Below are 17481 nucleotides of genomic sequence, written 5' to 3'. Positions count from 1 at the left end.
CCCTTACAAAATGTTAAGTGGAGCGTTTTTTTATTGATAAAAACTCCCTCGTCATGGAGTTTTTTCATTTTCCAGCTTCAGAGCGCTTGCGCTTTTACTATATGGAAATATTTTTTCAAAAAAGCCCTTTAACATTCTAAATAATGCACAAACTGTAACCTAAGGGGGAATTTTTAATGACAAAGTATATTTTTGTAACAGGCGGTGTGGTGTCCTCGCTTGGAAAAGGGATTACCGCTGCATCATTAGGAAGATTATTAAAAAATCGCGGCTTGAATGTAACGATTCAGAAATTTGACCCGTATATTAACGTTGACCCGGGAACGATGAGCCCTTACCAGCATGGTGAAGTGTTCGTAACCGATGATGGCGCTGAGACTGATTTGGATTTAGGTCACTATGAGCGCTTTATCGACATTAATTTAAACAAATATAGCAACGTTACAACTGGGAAAATCTATTCTACAGTACTTCGTAAAGAGCGCCGCGGCGACTATTTAGGCGGAACGGTTCAGGTAATTCCGCACATTACGAACGAAATTAAAGACCGTGTCTTCCGTGCCGGTAAAGAAACCAATGCGGACGTTGTTATTACTGAAATCGGCGGAACTGTCGGTGATATCGAGTCACTGCCGTTCTTAGAAGCCATCCGTCAAATCAAGAGCGATATCGGCCGTGACAATGTAATGTACATTCACTGTACGCTTGTTCCTTATATCAAAGCTGCTGGCGAAATGAAAACAAAGCCAACTCAGCACAGTGTTAAAGAATTGCGCAGTCTTGGCATTCAGCCAAATATTATCGTCGTGCGTACGGAAATGCCAATTTCACAGGATATGAAGGATAAAATTGCATTATTCTGTGATATCGATAATAAAGCGGTAATTGAATGTCAGGATGCCGACACGCTTTATTCTATTCCGCTTGCATTGCAGGAACAGCATATGGACCAAATCGTTTGCGATCATTTGAAATTAGTGACGCAGGATCCGGATATGACGGAGTGGAAGCAATTGGTTGACAAGGTATTAAATTTGTCAGGCAAGACACGCATTGGTCTTGTTGGAAAGTATGTTGAGCTTCAGGATGCTTATATTTCCGTTGTTGAAGCATTAAAGCATGCAGGTTATGCATTCGATACCGATGTAGAAGTAAAATGGATTAATTCTGATTGCGTCACTCGCGAAAATGTTGCTGAGCTTCTTGGTGATGTTGATGGTGTCCTTGTACCTGGCGGCTTCGGCGACCGTGGTATTGAAGGGAAAATCGAAGCGACCCGTTATGCTCGTGAAAATAAGAAGCCATTCCTTGGCATCTGCTTAGGCATGCAGCTGGCAACTATCGAGTATGCACGCAACGTACTGGGCTATGCTGATGCCCATTCATCTGAATTTGTTCCGGATACGAAGCACCCAATGATCGACTTGCTTCCTGAGCAAAAGGATGTCGAAGACTTAGGCGGAACATTACGTTTAGGACTTTACCCTTGCCGTTTAGCAGAAGGCACAAAGGCATTTGCTGCCTACGGTGAAAAAGTGGTTTATGAGCGTCACCGCCATCGCTATGAGTTTAACAATCATTATCGTCAAGAAATGGAAGAGTCTGGCTTCGTGTTCTCAGGGACAAGCCCTGATGGCCGCCTAGTGGAAATCATTGAGTTAAAGGATCACCCTTGGTTCGTAGCTTCCCAGTTCCACCCAGAATTCGTCTCAAGACCACAGCGTCCACAGCCGCTATTCCGTGATTTCGTTAAAGCTACTATTGAAAAATAAATACTAGTGTAGTTGGGCCAGTTCTCTATCTCGGAGAGCTGGCTTTTTGTTTGTTTTAGTTTCCCCAAAATGTTTATTTAGCTAAATGGGACGGGGAAATAGACAAAACCCTTTAAAAAACCTAAACAAAAACGACCTTACATTATAAGGCCGTTTCTACACTAATTATTCAACCTCATACTCCGCCAATATCTCATCAATCGTAAATTTTAAGCCGTAATACACAAACAAGGCAGCCATCGAGGATGGATATCCAATCCGGCCGCCGAAGTCATCCGGAATCAGGCCTTTTTTCAACGCTAAATCGATATGTACATCTGCAGTATCTGCCAACCCGCCATCCGCAGCATCTATGACTGTGGAAACTGCGACAATCGGGATATTTTTTTCCTGAAGCGCCCGGGCTGCCTGCACTGCCTCTTCATCAACTGAATTTCTTGCAAAAATTATCACCCGGTCGGCGTCCGTTAGCTCTGAAACAATTCCTAAATCCAGCCGCTTTGCCGAATGAAGCGGCTCTGCGCCTTCCAATGCCTCAAACTCAACCGCCTTCATTTCACCAATCCCATAAATATAAATTGAACCATCGCCGGCAGCTGCTTGAGCAAGCAAACGGGCCCCGTCTTCAAAGGAAAACTCCTCATGATCCGCAATTTTTTTAAACAAACCAGTAAGCTGGGTAGTAAACATTTTTAACATAAAAATACTCCTTTCATTTGCGATTTTATTATAGCGCCCTCGACATAAAAATGGAAATTTCCACAATATTACACTAATAAAAAAGAAATAAGAAGGATTTTTTGCTGTGAGGGTAGAATTATAACTAAAGGATAAAAGGGGATTTTAAATAAATAAATTAGTGAATTGGGAAGAGGTGGAAGGATGAAAGAGAAAATTTTAATCGTCGATGATCAATTTGGCATTCGCATATTGCTGAATGAGGTGTTTCAAAAGGAAGGATACAAGACCTTTCAAGCAGCAAACGGAGTTCAGGCACTTGATATTGTAACAAAGCATGCTCCGGACTTGGTCCTTTTAGACATGAAAATACCAGGTATGGACGGGATTGAAATTTTAAAACGAATGAAGGTTATTGACCCGGACATTCGCGTCATCATTATGACCGCTTATGGTGAGCTGGACATGATTCAAGAAGCAAAGGACCTCGGTGCCATCACCCATTTTGCCAAGCCATTTGACATCGATGATATCCGTGCAGCAGTGAGAAAACATATCCCCCAAAAAGCGAATTAGGTTAGATTTACCAATGGGTCCGCTTACATTTTGAAACTTTGAAAAACTGCGTTGGATTAATGGTATTTCTGATTTCTATTTGATATGATTACATATGAATTTTAAATTGTGGATGGGCTTTTCCGATACATATTTCCGAAAATAGAGGGAAACTATTTATGATGGATGACTTCTATTTTATGAGAAAAGACATCGACCTAATTTAAGGAGGAATCGATATGCCTTTAGTTTCAATGACAGAAATGCTGAAAAAAGCAAAAGCGGAACATTACGCTGTTGGGCAATTTAACATTAACAACCTTGAGTATACTCAGGCAATCCTGCAAGCGGCTGAAGCTGAAAAGTCACCAGTTATTCTTGGGGTATCAGAAGGTGCAGGCCGTTATATTGGCGGTTTCAAAACCGTTGTGAAAATGGTCGAAGGTTTAATGGAAGATTACAACATTACTGTACCGGTTGCGATTCATCTTGACCACGGTTCAAGCTTTGACAAATGTAAACAAGCGATTGATGCCGGCTTTACATCTGTTATGATTGATGCTTCTCACCATTCATTTGAAGAGAACGTGGAAATCACTTCTAAAGTTGTAGAATACGCTCATTCCAAAGGTGTTTCTGTAGAAGCGGAACTAGGAACAGTTGGCGGCCAAGAGGACGATGTGGTTGCGGACGGCGTCATCTATGCGGATCCAAAAGAATGTGAAGAACTAGTAAAACGCACTGGTATCGATTGCCTTGCGCCAGCACTAGGTTCTGTTCACGGCCCTTATAAAGGCGAACCAAATCTTGGATTTAAAGAGATGGAAGAGATCGGCAACGCGACTGGTATGCCTTTAGTTCTTCACGGTGGAACAGGTATTCCGACTAAAGATATCCAAAGATCGATTTCTCTTGGTACAGCAAAAATTAATGTTAACACTGAAAACCAAATCTCGTCTACTAAAACGGTTCGCGAAGTATTAGCAGCAGATCCAAATGTATACGATCCACGTAAATACCTAGGACCAGCCCGCGAAACGATTAAAGAAACAGTTATCGGAAAAATGCGTGAATTCGGTTCATCCCAAAAAGCGTAATACTTTTGATCCATTGGTGTCCTGCACCGGCATTTGCCGGTAGGTGACACTTGTTAACAAGGTGAACCGCCCTGCTATTATAAGGGCGGTTTCCGTCTGTTCAAAGACAGGAAATTCAATCGGAAAACTGGAGGGAAAGACATGAAATTTTTTATCGATACAGCTAACCTTGATGAAATTCGTGAAGCACATGACCTTGGATTATTAGCAGGGGTAACGACAAACCCTTCTCTTGTAGCAAAAGAAAAAGGTGTTTCTTTCCACGATCGTTTAAAAGAAATTACCAGCCTTGTTCCAGGCTCTGTCAGTGCCGAAGTTATTGCCCTTGATGCTGAAGGGATGATTAAAGAAGGACGTGAGCTTGCAGCGATCGCTCCAAACATTACTGTAAAAGTTCCAATGACGCCAGATGGATTAAAAGCGGTTCATGCTTTTTCAAAAGAGGGCATTAAAACGAATGTCACGCTTATTTTTAACGCCAACCAAGCCTTGCTTGCAGCAAGAGCAGGGGCAACCTATGTGTCGCCATTCCTTGGCAGATTGGATGATATCGGCCAAAATGGGTTAGACTTAATCTCCACTATCTCCGAAATCTTTGCAATCCATGGTATTGAAACAGAAATCATCGCTGCTTCTATCCGTCACCCATTGCATGTAACAGAAGCAGCTTTAAGAGGTGCCCATATTGCAACCATTCCATACAAGGTGCTAATGGGCTTAACGAAGCATCCATTGACAGATAAAGGAATTGAAGCCTTCTTAAATGACTGGAATTCCCGGACAGAAGCTTAAAATTTCATATAGTTTTTCCATTTTCGTGTAAATTTTTTTAATTACCATACATGAAATTTAAATTTTCGTGTAAACTATAAGTTAGACAAACTGTCGGATTTTAGTTATGATGATTGGAAAAATATACCTAAAATGCTCATGCCGGGTCCGAGTTTTTAAAAAGCTCGGGCCAAGCCAGTTCACTTTCATGTTTTTACATAGGGCTTAGAAGGGAGTCGAAAATGGAAAAACTTAAAATTGCGGGCGGATATCCGTTGAAGGGAACAGTTCGGGTAAGCGGTGCGAAAAACAGTGCTGTCGCGCTCATTCCTGCCACCATTTTAGCTGAATCACCAGTGACAATTGAAGGGCTGCCGAACATTTCTGATGTCGAAATCTTAAAGGACCTCCTTGAAGAGATTGGCGGCAAGGTGCGAATCAGCGAGGATGAAATGACGGTAGACCCACAGACAATGATCTCCATGCCGCTGCCAAATGGAAAGGTTAAAAAGCTTCGCGCGTCCTACTATCTTATGGGGGCGATGCTTGGCCGTTTTAAAAAGGCGGTTATTGGCCTGCCGGGCGGCTGCCATTTAGGACCGCGGCCGATTGACCAGCATATAAAAGGCTTCGAAGCACTTGGCGCACAAGTAACCAACGAGCAAGGAGCGATTTATCTAAGGGCAGATGAATTGCGCGGGGCCCGGATATACCTTGACGTTGTCAGTGTTGGGGCAACCATCAATATTATGCTTGCGGCAGTACGGGCAAAGGGCCGGACAATTATTGAAAATGCCGCAAAGGAGCCGGAAATTATTGATGTGGCAACATTGCTGACCAATATGGGGGCAAAGATTAAAGGAGCCGGAACGGACGTTATCCGTATCGACGGTGTTGAAAAACTGAACGGCTGCCGCCATACAATCATTCCAGACCGGATTGAGGCAGGTACCTATCTGATTCTTGGTGCAGCGATGGGAGAAGGCGTTGTAATTGATAACGTCATTCCACACCATTTAGAATCTGTGATTGCCAAGTTACGTGAAATGGGTGTTCACGTAGAATCTGGCGATGATCAAATTTTTGTCAAGACAGCGCAAAACTTAAAAGCTGTTGATATTAAAACATTGGTTTATCCAGGATTTCCAACCGATCTGCAGCAGCCGTTCACGACGCTGTTAACGCGGGCAACGGGATCGAGTGTTGTAACCGATACCATTTATGGTGCCCGATTTAAGCATATTGATGAATTGCGCAGAATGAATGCCAATATTAAGGTGGAAGGGCGTTCTGCTATTATTAACGGTCCAATCCAGCTGCAGGGGGCCAAGGTGAAGGCGAGTGACCTGAGAGCCGGAGCGGCATTATTCATTGCCGGTCTGATGGCAGAGGGAATTACCGAAGTGACCGGGCTTGAGCATATCGACCGCGGCTACAGCGAGCTAGTCGAAAAGCTAAATGGTCTTGGTGCCACTGTCTGGCGTGAAGCGCTGACACAAGAAGAACTGGAACATATGAAAAATATTTAGTATAGTGGATGAGGGCTGTAAACGGTTTCCTTCATATAGATTTTTAATTACAGCACGTTTAACAACCTCTTTTTTTATCAAAAAGAGAAAAAATGGGAGATGGAAGTAGCAATGGAAAGAAGTTTAACGATGGAGCTTGTTCGCGTGACAGAAGGTGCGGCGCTTGCATCCGCACGCTGGATGGGACGCGGGAAAAAGGATGAGGCTGATGATGCAGCAACAACGGCGATGCGGAATGTGTTTGACACTGTGCCAATGAAAGGAACTGTTGTCATTGGTGAGGGTGAAATGGATGAGGCACCGATGCTCTACATCGGGGAAAAACTTGGGACAGGCTATGGTCCACGCGTTGACGTCGCTGTAGACCCGCTTGAAGGGACGAATATTTTAGCATCAGGAGGCTGGAATGCCTTAGCGGTTCTCGCGATTGCAGACCACGGCAACCTCTTGCATGCACCAGATATGTACATGGAAAAAATCGCTGTCGGCCCTGAAGCAGTAGGTTTGATTGATATTAATGCCCCGGTTATTGATAATCTGAAAGCTGTTGCCAAGGCGAAAAATAAAGATATTGAAGATGTTGTGGCGACTGTATTGAATCGTCCGCGCCATGAGCATATTATTGCTCAAATCCGTGAAGCCGGTGCAAGGATTAAGTTAATCAATGACGGTGACGTGGCTGGAGCGATCAATACAGCCTTTGATAACACGGGAGTTGATATCTTATTCGGTTCAGGCGGTGCACCAGAGGGTGTTCTTTCTGCCGTTGCATTGAAATGTCTTGGCGGCGAAATCATGGGGAAACTTCTGCCGCAGGATGATGCTGAAGTTGAGCGCTGCAAGAAAATGGGCATAGACATCAGTAAAGTATTACGGATGGAAGACCTTGTAAAAGGTGACGACGCTATCTTCGCAGCAACCGGTGTCACTGACGGGGAACTATTGCGAGGTGTCCAATTCAAAGGCTCCCACGCATCCACACATTCTATCGTCATGCGTGCCAAATCCGGAACAGTCCGCTTTGTCGAAGGACGCCATAGCTTAAAGAAAAAACCTAAATTTGTGCTTTAATTTTTAATAGTGTCAGGCACCAAGAAAAGCGTAAGCGCTTCGGTCAGCCCCGACAAGCATAAGACGAGCCGGCGGGAAGGTTGTTTTTTAACCTTTTGGACGGATTGGCTTATAATCTTGAGGGGCTAGGCGCTGAAGCTGGACATGTGAAGAATTCACATGGTGCCTGACACTCAATATAAAAAGAGAAAAAACTCCGAAATCTCCTAGGGGAATTCCTTCCATAAAGAAAAATTCCAGCGAATCACATAAAGACTGTTCACCGTCATCGGTGAATAAACACTTATGCGTTAGGATTTCTGATTTGCCAAAAAATGTAGTTGATTAATTTTCAGCTGAGAGGGTAAAATAGAAATTGTTTTTATATTATGCATATTTTCTGCTATTCTATTCATTTCATAATAACTTCTATTTACTAATCCTCTATATTTTATAATTCGAAAAAACCATCTCCCGCTATATTATGCGGCACGGACGGAAAAATTTAAAAGAGTGGTGTACAAATGGACTTAACAATATCAAGTTTAGAAAATATGAAGCTGAAGGAGCTTTACGAGCTTGCCCGCGAGTATAAAGTGACTTATTACAGCAAATTAACGAAAAAGGAATTAATCTTTGCCATTTTAAAATCTCGTGCGGAACAGCAGGGCTATTTCTTCATGGAAGGCGTTTTGGAAATAATCCAATCTGAAGGATTCGGTTTCTTGCGCCCAATTAACTATTCGCCAAGCTCGGAGGATATTTACATTTCCGCTTCGCAAATCCGCCGCTTCGATTTAAGAAATGGGGATAAGGTGTCCGGAAAAGTGCGCCCGCCGAAGGAAAATGAACGCTATTTCGGTTTGCTTCATGTGGAAGCGGTAAACGGCGAGGACCCGGAGTCTGCCAAGGAACGTGTCTACTTCCCAGCATTAACACCGCTATATCCAAATAGAATGATGAAGCTGGAAACGACTCAAAAGCATCTATCCACACGGATTATGGACCTAGTAGCGCCTGTCGGCTTTGGCCAGCGCGGACTGATTGTTGCACCGCCAAAGGCCGGTAAAACGATGCTGTTAAAGGAAATTGCAAACAGCATTACGACCAATCATCCTGATGTGGAACTAATCGTGTTATTGATTGATGAACGTCCGGAAGAGGTAACCGACATTGAACGTTCTGTTGCAGGCGATGTTGTCAGCTCAACGTTCGATGAAGTGCCTGAAAACCATATTAAAGTCGCTGAGCTTGTCCTTGACCGTGCGATGCGTTTAGTCGAGCATAAGCGTGATGTGGTGATTCTAATGGATAGTATCACTCGTTTAGCACGAGCTTACAACCTGGTAATTCCGCCAAGCGGCCGTACGCTTTCTGGTGGTATCGACCCAGCGGCATTCCACCGTCCTAAGCGTTTCTTCGGTGCTGCCCGTAACATTGAAGAGGGTGGCAGCTTAACGATTTTGGCAACAGCATTAGTTGATACCGGCTCACGTATGGACGACGTCATTTACGAGGAATTTAAAGGGACAGGCAATATGGAGCTGCACCTTGACCGGCAGCTTGCAGAACGCCGTATCTTCCCAGCGCTTGACATCCGCCGCTCTGGTACGCGTAAAGAAGAATTGCTTATTCCGAAGGATCACCTGGATAAATTATGGGCAATCCGTAAATCCATGTCAGATTCACCAGACTTTGCCGAACGTTTCTTGAAAAAATTAAGACACACCAAGTCAAACCAGGAGTTTTTTGATCAATTAGATGTGGAGTTAAAGGCCCGCAGATCCTAAGTGTTTTGGGCTTTTGAGCCTAGGATTTTTTTGAAAAAATCACACCGTTCCTAAAAATTCCCTGCTTGCAAAAATAAGCATGCGTTGTTATAATGTGTACAGTGTGTTTTTAGTAACTTCAAGTGCCTGTTTCAGACAAGCACTTTGATTTATAACTCTGTTTCTTCAGGATTCAGGGCGGAAGGAGATGAAAAGAATGAAAGCAGGAATTCATCCTAATTATAAAAAAGTAATGGTGACTTGTGCTTGCGGCAACACTTTCGAAACCGGATCAGTGAAAAACGAAATCCGCATTGAAACTTGCTCTGAGTGTCATCCATTCTATACAGGTCGTCAAAAATTCGCTGAAGCTGGCGGACGTGTTGACCGCTTCAACAAGAAATATGGCCTTAAGCAACAATAATTTTGCAGGGAACAGGCAAGAAGAAATCCGACTTGCCTGTTTTTTATTGGATAAGATAAAAGCGAAGGCGTCTCTGACCGCCGGAGTTGACATATATAGGAAAATATCGGTGGAGCGGACCTTTTAGGGCTGGCATCCACCGTTTTTGCGACTGGATTTTAAAAAAAGTCGTTGTAGATACTTAGTTAAAAAGGGTTCGTAAGAGGAGGAGACACCTTTATGTATGAAATGAAGCAAAGCGGATGGGTAGAGGTTATCTGTGGCAGTATGTTTTCCGGAAAATCGGAGGAGCTAATCCGTCGTGTACGCCGTGCTCAATTTGCCAAACAAAACATTGTTGTGTTCAAACCAAAAATTGATAATCGCTACAGCGACCAATCTGTAGTATCCCATAATGGATCTTCTTTTCAAGCGAAACCAATTTCCCATTCGATCGAAATCTTACACCATGTGGAAGCTGATATTGATGTGATTGCTATCGATGAGATTCAGTTCTTTGATGAAGGCATAGTCCGCGTCGTCCAGCAGCTTGCTGACCAAGGACACCGGGTAATTTGTGCTGGACTTGATCAGGACTTCCGCGGTGAACCGTTCGGCTCTATGCCCCTCTTAATGGCGATTGCCGAGTCTGTTACCAAATTGCAGGCTGTTTGCTCTGTTTGTGGATCTCCGGCATCACGAACCCAGCGTCTTATTGACGGCCGCCCGGCATCATACCACGATCCAATCATCTTAGTAGGTGCCTCCGAACAATACGAGGCGCGCTGCCGCCATCACCATGAAGTACCAAAAACCGCGGTTCATCATGCGGCGGTGGAAGAAGTATAGGTTTTGTAATTTGGTGCCTGACACCAATTTTTGAAAACTGTCCAAGAGTTGAGACTTGGACGGTTTTTTTGTGGGAAAAATAAAAGATAGTAACATCAGTTAAAAAGCAAAATGTTCATGAGAACAAATTTTAGTAATGAAGCTTGGGATCAGTCCTCATAAACGCTTCATGAGAACAAAGACAGGAAAAAGAACGAGGGATCAGTCCTCATAAACGCTTCATGAGAACAAAGACAGGAAAAAGAACGAGGGATTAGTTCTCATAAACGTTCTATAAGAACAAACACCGGGAAAAGAACCGGCAATCAGTCCTCATAATAGTTTTATGAGACTAAAAATAGCATCTTATTTTTTCTTAACCCCTCCTTTGGAAACAATTCACTTGTCCAGTTACCACCTGCCCAAGGGCATGATAAAGGGTAATGGGAGGTGTACTACATGAAAAAATGGATGTTTCCCACGTTTATGATGCTGCTAATGTTTACTGCGGGGTGCCAAAATGCCAAACAAAATGCGGATGATACCGCTTATGATTTGCGCAGGGATAATAGCGTTCCGAATTACATGTCCAACAAAAACATCGCTAATAACGCTGAAGATACGTCGGATTATTTGGCGGACCGCGACAAGGGCGAGCAGCACATGGTGGAAAATGATATTACCAATCAAAATCCGAACTTCCTTGAACTAAACAGAACGGGAAGCGGCAGCGAAACGGGTGCCGGCAACCAAGCTGATGATATTAAAAAAGCAAAAGATGTGGTTGCGGCAACGAATGAGTTTGTTACTGATTCTGTTTGGATCAACGGCGACCGGATGTGGGTATCTGTTTACAAAAAAGGAACGTTTTCTGACCGTGGAAAAATTGATGCCGAATCCCGCCTGCACAAAAAGCTAGTTACAGCTCTGCCGCGATATAACATTGAAGTACGCGTAAAGGAAGACAGAAGATAGCATGCTCTGATTTCAGGGCATGTTTTTTCAATTTTCCTCATCAAAAAAATTTCCCATTGAAAATGGTTTTGACCTTCGTTTTTACCTATACTATAATTAGAATGTTATGGACTAAAAAAAGAACAAAGCATTTTGCTTTTTTTATAAACAAGTAATTGAAAAAATAGAGGTGAATGGACTGTGTTTGATCGTCTGCAATCCGTGGAAGATCGCTACGAGAGATTAAATGAGCTGTTGAGCGATCCGGAAATTATAAATGATGCAAAAAAACTAAGGGAATATTCAAAAGAGCAATCAGATATTCAAGAAACGGTACAAACCTACCGCCAGTATAAAGAAGCCAAGTCCCAGTTCCAGGACGCAAAGGCAATGCTGGATGAGAAGCTGGATGCGGAAATGCGCGAAATGGTAAAAGAAGAAGTAAACGAGCTGGAAGAACAAATTGAGCAATTTGAAGAGCGCCTAAAAATCTTGTTGATTCCAAAAGACCCGAACGATGACAAGAACGTTATTATGGAAATTCGCGGAGCGGCCGGCGGGGAAGAGGCGGCATTGTTTGCGGGAACGCTTTACCGCATGTACAGTCGTTATGCCGAGTCACAGGGCTGGAAAACAGAGGTAATGGATGCGAGTGAAACTGGACTTGGCGGCTTTAAAGAAATCAGCTTTATGATTACCGGCCAAGGTGCTTACTCTAAACTTAAATTTGAAAACGGCGCTCACCGTGTACAGCGTGTTCCGGAAACAGAATCAGGCGGACGGATTCATACGTCAACAGCAACGGTTGCCTGCTTACCGGAAGTAGAAGAATTTGATATTGACATTAACGATAAGGATATCCGTTTTGATACGTTTGCATCAAGCGGTGCCGGCGGACAGAGTGTTAACACGACCATGTCGGCGGTACGCTTAACGCACATCCCGACCGGTATTGTGGCAACAAGTCAGGACGAACGTTCTCAGCATAAAAATAAAGATAAAGCAATGAAAATCCTACGCGCGCGGATTTATGATAAATTCCAGCAGGAAGCACAGGCAGAATATGACCAAGTGCGGAAATCAGCTGTCGGTACCGGCGACCGTTCCGAGCGGATTCGCACATATAACTATCCGCAAAACCGTGTAACCGACCACCGTATCGGCCTTACGATTCAAAAGCTTGATCAAATTATCGAAGGTAAGCTGGAGGAAGTAATTGAAGCATTAATCCTCGAGGACCAGGCAAAACGATTGGAAAATGCCGCAAATGAGTAAAAAAGTATTCGAAGCTCTGAAATGGGCTTCTTCTTTTTTAGCGGAGGCAGGCCGGGATGACAATGCCGGAGAGCTGCTGCTAAGACACTTTAGCGGGATGTCGCGGACACAATTATTTGCTGGAATGAGGGATGACTTGGAGGATGATGTCTGGGGCCGCTTTAAGGAGGCGGTCCACGAGCACGCATCAGGGATTCCGGTGCAGTACATCATCGGCTCAGAGGAATTTTACGGGCGATCTTTTCTTGTTAATCCTGAGGTCCTAATCCCGAGACCAGAAACAGAAGAACTGGTCTACGGCGCACTGCAAAGAATCAAGCGGCTTTTGAGGGGCAGCGGCCATGGACCTGGCATTAAGCTTGCTGACATCGGCACCGGGAGCGGAGCCATCGCCATTACTATGAAGCTAGAAATGGTGTCAGGCACCAAAATTTATGGAACGGATATTGCTGATGAATCATTGGCTGTTGCGCGGGAGAATGCTGCCAGGCTGGGTGCGGAAGTTGAGTTTATTCAAGGAGATTTACTTGGACCATTTATCGGTCTTGGTGAGCGGCTGGATGTGGTAATGTCGAACCCGCCGTATATTCCACTTTGTGATCAGGAATGGATGTCAGAGGTGGTAACGGATCATGAACCGCATCGTGCCTTGTTCGCAGGAGAGGACGGGCTCGATTTTTACCGCCGGTTTATGGACGAGCTGCCGCAGGTGCTCGCACCCAAAGCGCTTGTCTGCTTTGAAATTGGAGCTGGTCAGGGTGCATCCGTGGCTGGGCTTTTACAGCAGACCTTCCCGGATGCTAAGGTTGAGGTTGTGAATGATATTAATGGCAAGGACCGAATGGTATTTGCAGAAATTGGCTTCGGAGGGTAAGCACCTCGGAGCCTTTTTGTTTACGGTCAGCCATTCAGACTGGGCAAAAAAGATTACACATGTGTTTTTTCACCGCTTTCCTAAAGCAGCATATAATTTTCGGGTCACTTTTATATTCAGCAGGATCAGGCTATAAATAATCGGATAGCTGATAACAGAATACCAAAACTTCCAGCCGTTATAATAAAATACGCCAGTAAAGAGTGAAGCATATTCAAAAGCAAGTGTAACGGCACACCAGATTAAAATATAAATAACCTTTCTAAATAAAGAGCCGTGAAAAGGGTAAAAGTTTACAATAAGCAAACTAACGCAAGGATAAATAATCAGGAAAATCGGAATATATTCTAAATCTACGCCTTTTTTAAAAAAGCCGTAAAGATTATATTTTCCATCTAAAAAGACATCAGCTAATGATGCTAAATAGGCTGTGAAGAAATAGGTCGTATACATCTCTAAATAGGGGATGCGTTTTGGCAGCAAAATCACTGCCAGCAAAGTTACTATTGTCGAAACGGTTAATAAAAGCACAGTAATCCTCCTAGGAATGAAGGGCTTGAAAGTATCTTCTCCTATTTTTGAGCACCTCATACATTTAAGGTTTAATAGATTTTTTTCAATTTAATAGTTTAAGATTCTGACATCTTGTCCACAATGATGATAGCGAAGGGATGGTGCCGGAAATGAGAAGTAAAGTATTAGTTTGGGGATATCTATGTGTATTATCGTTAGCCACGATGCTAAATTTATATATGCCAAAAAACGAAGCAGTTGCGAAGGAATCGATTGTCATTCCAGGAGAAGCGATTCGTCTGAGGATTCTCGCTAACAGTGATTTTGAAAAGGACCAGAAGATCAAGCGGAAAGTGCGCGATGCGGTCAACGCCAAAGTAGAACTGTGGGTCAGGGATCTAACTTCTATGGAAAAAGCAAGAGAGGTCATTGAATCAAAGCTTCCAGAGATACAAGAAATTGCCGAAAAAACAGTTCTAGAACAAGGGTCGGATCAATCGGTTAAAGTAGAGTTTCGAAAGGTGCAGTTTCCAACTAAACTATATGGTCAGTTTTTATACCCAGCTGGAAAGTACCAAGCGATATTAATTACCTTGGGTAAGGGGGAAGGTGCAAATTGGTGGTGTGTGCTGTACCCGCCGTTATGCTTTCTTGATTTTTCAAATGGAGTTGCTGTAACAAGTGATGGTTTTGAAGATTCCGCAATGGCGGCGACAAGTGAACAGGAAGTTATGAATGAACAGGTTGTAGAAGAGGCCGTACAAACTCCAGAGGAACCGGCAGGAGACTCTGAATCAGCTGTGGATAAAAGGGAAGCGGAAGAAACACGTGAAGTAGTGGAAGAGGAACAACCGCAAACGCAAGCTGTGGATAAGTCTCAATCTGTGGAGAAATCAGAATCGCATATCGAGACATTTGACGATGCAGCGATATCTAATGATGAAAATCCTGCTGTAAAATCAGCACCCGAATTGGAAAAAGAAAAACCTGCGGTAAAATCAGTAACTGAAATTACGAAAGAAGAGCCTGTAACTGAACCTGAAAAAGAAGAATCTGTGGAAAAACCAGCAGTAAATTTCGAAACATCTGTGGAAAAAGAAAAAGCTCAACAAGCACCGGTCTACACAAAAGAGGATGAACAGCCGGTAAAAGTGAAATTCTTCGTTGTCGAGCTGTGGGAAAAACTTTTTAACTAAAAAGAGAAACTAGTCCTGAATCGGGGTTGGTTTTTCTTTTTTCAGTTGATGGGTAAAAGTTGCTTCTTGACGGGTAAATTCAAAAAATAGACGAGTAAATTACACTTTTTGACGGGTAATCCCCATTCCAGCGTCCAAGAACCATATTTAGAAAAACACAAAACCTCTTATTTAAAAAAATTACTAGATTTCTCTGTTCTATTTCTCCTATTTTTCCATATTCATAGAATAGAATTTAAAAAATGAGGTGGAAAAGAATGCAGGCATTGATTCGGAAGGCTGATATAGAGGATTTGGAGCTGTTGAAGGCATTTCTTACACGGGCAAACCTAGGGACGGATGGACTAACTGCTGAAACGATTGAGTCTTTTCTCCTTTTGCAGGATGAAAATGATGAAATCAAGGGAACACTTGGAATGGAAGTATTTCAAGGGGCTGGGCTTTTGCGCTCATTGGTCGTGTCACCTGGACAAGCTGAGAAGGAAATTTTCGTCTTATTTGACCAAATGGTGAAGTTTGCAAAAGAAAAGGGGATGGAAAGTTTATTTTTAGCGACAAATAAAGCGGTGACCGTGCCGTTTTTTGAACTAATGGGCTTTAAGCAGGTGGAACGCGACGAGCTGCCTAACAAATTTTACGGCTCAGAACATATTCGACATATCTTAAATGTGGATAACTCGTTATTTTTAAAACTTTCCTTATAACTTTGTGGATATTTCACCAAAGTTATCCACTTTTTCTGATAACTTATGCACAATTTGTGGATAACACTTGTATTTAGTCCCGCCTTCTTTTATACTTGCAAACGTATTATGTGAAAAATATGTGGTAAAGCGCCTGATTTCGCCAAAATTCGATAAAGGCCTGAAAGAGTATGAAGGTGGATAACTATGAACACGAATGTTTGGAAAGTGGATAAATATGTGGATAAATTAGAAAGTAATCCACATATTGTGGATGCAGCTCATTTTTTACGGGAAAATGAAGTCGTGGCTCTGCCGACAGAAACCGTCTATGGACTTGGCGGAAATGCTGAGAATGACGAGGCAGTAACGAAAATATTTGCCGCGAAAGGGCGGCCGTCGGATAATCCGTTAATTATCCACATTGCTGACAAAGTTCAGCTCGACCGATTTGTGAAAGAGATTCCGGTGAAGGCCGATGCATTAATGGATGCGTTTTGGCCGGGACCGTTAACGATTATTTTTAACAAAAAAGAAGGGGTTCTCTCCGAAAAGGCAACAGCCGGTCTAAACACCGTTGCCGTCAGAATGCCGGATCATCCGGTGGCGCTGGCGCTGCTTGCAGCATGCGATCTGCCGATTGCTGCCCCAAGCGCCAACAGCTCTGGTAAACCGAGTCCGACGACTGCCGCCCATGTTGTCGATGATTTAAACGGAAAAATCGCTGGCGTATTAGATGCCGGAGCGACTGGGGTAGGCGTTGAGTCAACCGTCGTCGACTGTACGGAAGAAATCCCAGTCATTTTTAGACCAGGCGGAATCACGAAAGAACAGCTTGAGACCGTTATCGGAGAAGTCCGCATTGACCCTGCTTTAACCAATACCGAAGGAGCGGCGCGCCCAAAATCACCGGGAATGAAATATCGCCATTACGCTCCCAATGCACCGCTTTATTTGGTGTCAGGCACCAGAGAATTTTTGCAGCATTTAGTAGAAGAAAAGCGGCAGGAAGGATTGCGGGTAGGGGTGCTGACGACAGAGGAGCATACCGGGGAGTTTGATGCCGATGTGGTTTTAGCCTGCGGGCGGCGTTCTGAGCTTGAGTCGGTTGCGGCTGCTCTGTATGATATACTACGGCGGTTTAATCAAACGGATGTAGATGTGATTTTTAGCGAAATGTTCCCGACCTCGGGAGTGGGGCTGGCGATCATGAACCGTTTGCAAAAGGCTGCGGGAAATAAAATAATTGCTGAATAAGCTTATGCACCAGAATCTCTTTTTAATGAAGGGGGACTGGTGCTTTTTTGTGTTGATTGCCGGTAAAAGAGTGAATTTGGTTGGTAAATGGTGAGGCTGTGCCAGTAAAAGGCTGAAACAGGTTGTTAATTGGAAGTTATCTGCCGCTAAAGCTATGAAATCTGCCGGTAAACAAAAAGAGGACAACAGAACCGTCCGCCTAATAACCCAGTATAGCTCACCCCCCCGCTTGAAACGGTGGCAATTTCCCTTTATGGCTTCTAAAACCCCTTGGACG

General features: G+C 43.6%; 17 protein-coding genes. 15 read left to right on the top strand and 2 right to left on the bottom strand.

Annotation, left to right across the window (positions count from 1 at the left end):
• The first annotated feature begins 176 nt into the window (after positions 1 to 176).
• Complete coding sequence (gene pyrG / locus IE222_RS07460) at positions 177 to 1772, top strand: CTP synthase (protein ID WP_191271334.1); 1596 nt, start codon at positions 177 to 179, stop codon at positions 1770 to 1772.
• 165 nt (positions 1773 to 1937) lie between these two features.
• Here pyrG and IE222_RS07455 read toward each other — a convergent pair whose 3' ends face one another.
• On the bottom strand, positions 1938 to 2471 hold the full coding sequence (locus IE222_RS07455) for a DUF2529 domain-containing protein (protein WP_191271332.1): 534 nt from the start codon (positions 2469 to 2471) through the stop codon (positions 1938 to 1940).
• Positions 2472 to 2654: 183 nt separating this feature from the next.
• On the opposite strand from IE222_RS07455, the gene IE222_RS07450 reads away from it, so the two are divergent.
• From IE222_RS07450 to prmC, 11 genes are all read left to right on the top strand, one after another.
• Positions 2655 to 3026 (top strand): response regulator, encoded by a 372-nt coding sequence (locus tag IE222_RS07450; protein WP_066389559.1) that lies wholly within the window; start codon positions 2655 to 2657, stop codon positions 3024 to 3026.
• Positions 3027 to 3244: 218 nt separating this feature from the next.
• Positions 3245 to 4102, top strand: coding sequence for a class II fructose-bisphosphate aldolase (locus tag IE222_RS07445; RefSeq protein ID WP_191271330.1), 858 nt, complete (start codon positions 3245 to 3247; stop codon positions 4100 to 4102).
• Between the two features lie 141 nt (positions 4103 to 4243).
• Positions 4244 to 4894, top strand: coding sequence for a fructose-6-phosphate aldolase (gene fsa, locus IE222_RS07440; protein ID WP_191271329.1), 651 nt, complete (start codon positions 4244 to 4246; stop codon positions 4892 to 4894).
• A 221-nt stretch (positions 4895 to 5115) separates the two neighbouring features.
• The gene (murA, locus tag IE222_RS07435; RefSeq protein WP_191271327.1) at positions 5116 to 6402 is read left to right on the top strand and encodes a UDP-N-acetylglucosamine 1-carboxyvinyltransferase; all 1287 of its coding nucleotides are present in this window, start codon (positions 5116 to 5118) and stop codon (positions 6400 to 6402) included.
• 111 nt (positions 6403 to 6513) lie between these two features.
• On the top strand, positions 6514 to 7473 hold the full coding sequence (gene glpX / locus IE222_RS07430) for a class II fructose-bisphosphatase (protein WP_191271664.1): 960 nt from the start codon (positions 6514 to 6516) through the stop codon (positions 7471 to 7473).
• Positions 7474 to 7976: 503 nt separating this feature from the next.
• Positions 7977 to 9242 carry a transcription termination factor Rho gene (rho, locus tag IE222_RS07425; RefSeq protein WP_191271325.1) on the top strand — a complete coding sequence of 422 codons (1266 nt, stop codon included), beginning with the start codon at positions 7977 to 7979 and terminating at the stop codon, positions 9240 to 9242.
• 196 nt (positions 9243 to 9438) lie between these two features.
• Entirely contained in the window at positions 9439 to 9645 is a 207-nt protein-coding gene (gene rpmE / locus IE222_RS07420; RefSeq protein ID WP_191271323.1) for a 50S ribosomal protein L31, read from the top strand.
• Between the two features lie 219 nt (positions 9646 to 9864).
• Complete coding sequence (locus IE222_RS07415) at positions 9865 to 10473, top strand: thymidine kinase (RefSeq protein ID WP_191271321.1); 609 nt, start codon at positions 9865 to 9867, stop codon at positions 10471 to 10473.
• A 438-nt stretch (positions 10474 to 10911) separates the two neighbouring features.
• The gene (locus IE222_RS07410; protein WP_191271319.1) at positions 10912 to 11427 is read left to right on the top strand and encodes a hypothetical protein; all 516 of its coding nucleotides are present in this window, start codon (positions 10912 to 10914) and stop codon (positions 11425 to 11427) included.
• Between the two features lie 180 nt (positions 11428 to 11607).
• A complete protein-coding gene (prfA, locus tag IE222_RS07405; RefSeq protein ID WP_191271317.1) occupies positions 11608 to 12681 on the top strand; it encodes a peptide chain release factor 1 in 1074 nt (357 codons plus the stop codon).
• The gene (gene prmC / locus IE222_RS07400) at positions 12674 to 13555 is read left to right on the top strand and encodes a peptide chain release factor N(5)-glutamine methyltransferase (RefSeq protein ID WP_191271315.1); all 882 of its coding nucleotides are present in this window, start codon (positions 12674 to 12676) and stop codon (positions 13553 to 13555) included. Before prfA ends, prmC begins: the two co-directional genes overlap by 8 nt.
• Positions 13556 to 13624: 69 nt before the next feature.
• On the opposite strand, the gene IE222_RS07395 is transcribed toward prmC, so the two are convergent.
• Positions 13625 to 14086 (bottom strand): CBO0543 family protein, encoded by a 462-nt coding sequence (locus IE222_RS07395; RefSeq protein ID WP_191271313.1) that lies wholly within the window; start codon positions 14084 to 14086, stop codon positions 13625 to 13627.
• A gap of 152 nt (positions 14087 to 14238) precedes the next feature.
• Here IE222_RS07395 and spoIIR point away from each other — a divergent pair, with 152 nt between their 5' ends.
• The 3 genes from spoIIR to IE222_RS07380 all read left to right on the top strand — a co-directional run bounded on the left by spoIIR (position 14239) and on the right by IE222_RS07380 (position 17204).
• Positions 14239 to 15264, top strand: a complete 1026-nt coding sequence (gene spoIIR / locus IE222_RS07390; RefSeq protein ID WP_191271311.1) for a stage II sporulation protein R — start codon at positions 14239 to 14241, stop codon at positions 15262 to 15264.
• A 257-nt stretch (positions 15265 to 15521) separates the two neighbouring features.
• Complete coding sequence (locus IE222_RS07385) at positions 15522 to 15968, top strand: GNAT family N-acetyltransferase (RefSeq protein WP_191271309.1); 447 nt, start codon at positions 15522 to 15524, stop codon at positions 15966 to 15968.
• 186 nt (positions 15969 to 16154) lie between these two features.
• A complete protein-coding gene (locus tag IE222_RS07380; RefSeq protein ID WP_191271307.1) occupies positions 16155 to 17204 on the top strand; it encodes an L-threonylcarbamoyladenylate synthase in 1050 nt (349 codons plus the stop codon).
• Positions 17205 to 17481: the final 277 nt, after the last annotated feature.

This window comes from Neobacillus kokaensis, assembly GCF_014656545.1.
GTDB classification, from domain to species: Bacteria; Bacillota; Bacilli; order Bacillales; family Cytobacillaceae; genus Neobacillus; species Neobacillus kokaensis.
This window is presented reverse-complemented; position numbering and strand designations above follow the sequence as displayed.

Excerpts from the sequence above, each read along its gene's own strand:
- pyrG (WP_191271334.1), top strand. The coding sequence starts at position 177 with ATGACAAAGTATATTTTTGTAACAGGCGGTGTGGTGTCCTCGCTTGGA.
- IE222_RS07455 (WP_191271332.1), bottom strand. The coding sequence starts at position 2,471 with ATGTTAAAAATGTTTACTACCCAGCTTACTGGTTTGTTTAAAAAAATT.
- IE222_RS07450 (WP_066389559.1), top strand. The coding sequence starts at position 2,655 with ATGAAAGAGAAAATTTTAATCGTCGATGATCAATTTGGCATTCGCATA.
- IE222_RS07445 (WP_191271330.1), top strand. The coding sequence starts at position 3,245 with ATGCCTTTAGTTTCAATGACAGAAATGCTGAAAAAAGCAAAAGCGGAA.
- fsa (WP_191271329.1), top strand. The coding sequence starts at position 4,244 with ATGAAATTTTTTATCGATACAGCTAACCTTGATGAAATTCGTGAAGCA.
- murA (WP_191271327.1), top strand. The coding sequence starts at position 5,116 with ATGGAAAAACTTAAAATTGCGGGCGGATATCCGTTGAAGGGAACAGTT.
- glpX (WP_191271664.1), top strand. The coding sequence starts at position 6,514 with ATGGAAAGAAGTTTAACGATGGAGCTTGTTCGCGTGACAGAAGGTGCG.
- rho (WP_191271325.1), top strand. The coding sequence starts at position 7,977 with ATGGACTTAACAATATCAAGTTTAGAAAATATGAAGCTGAAGGAGCTT.
- rpmE (WP_191271323.1), top strand. The coding sequence starts at position 9,439 with ATGAAAGCAGGAATTCATCCTAATTATAAAAAAGTAATGGTGACTTGT.
- IE222_RS07415 (WP_191271321.1), top strand. The coding sequence starts at position 9,865 with ATGTATGAAATGAAGCAAAGCGGATGGGTAGAGGTTATCTGTGGCAGT.
- IE222_RS07410 (WP_191271319.1), top strand. The coding sequence starts at position 10,912 with ATGAAAAAATGGATGTTTCCCACGTTTATGATGCTGCTAATGTTTACT.
- prmC (WP_191271315.1), top strand. The coding sequence starts at position 12,674 with ATGAGTAAAAAAGTATTCGAAGCTCTGAAATGGGCTTCTTCTTTTTTA.
- spoIIR (WP_191271311.1), top strand. The coding sequence starts at position 14,239 with ATGAGAAGTAAAGTATTAGTTTGGGGATATCTATGTGTATTATCGTTA.
- IE222_RS07385 (WP_191271309.1), top strand. The coding sequence starts at position 15,522 with ATGCAGGCATTGATTCGGAAGGCTGATATAGAGGATTTGGAGCTGTTG.
- IE222_RS07380 (WP_191271307.1), top strand. The coding sequence starts at position 16,155 with ATGAACACGAATGTTTGGAAAGTGGATAAATATGTGGATAAATTAGAA.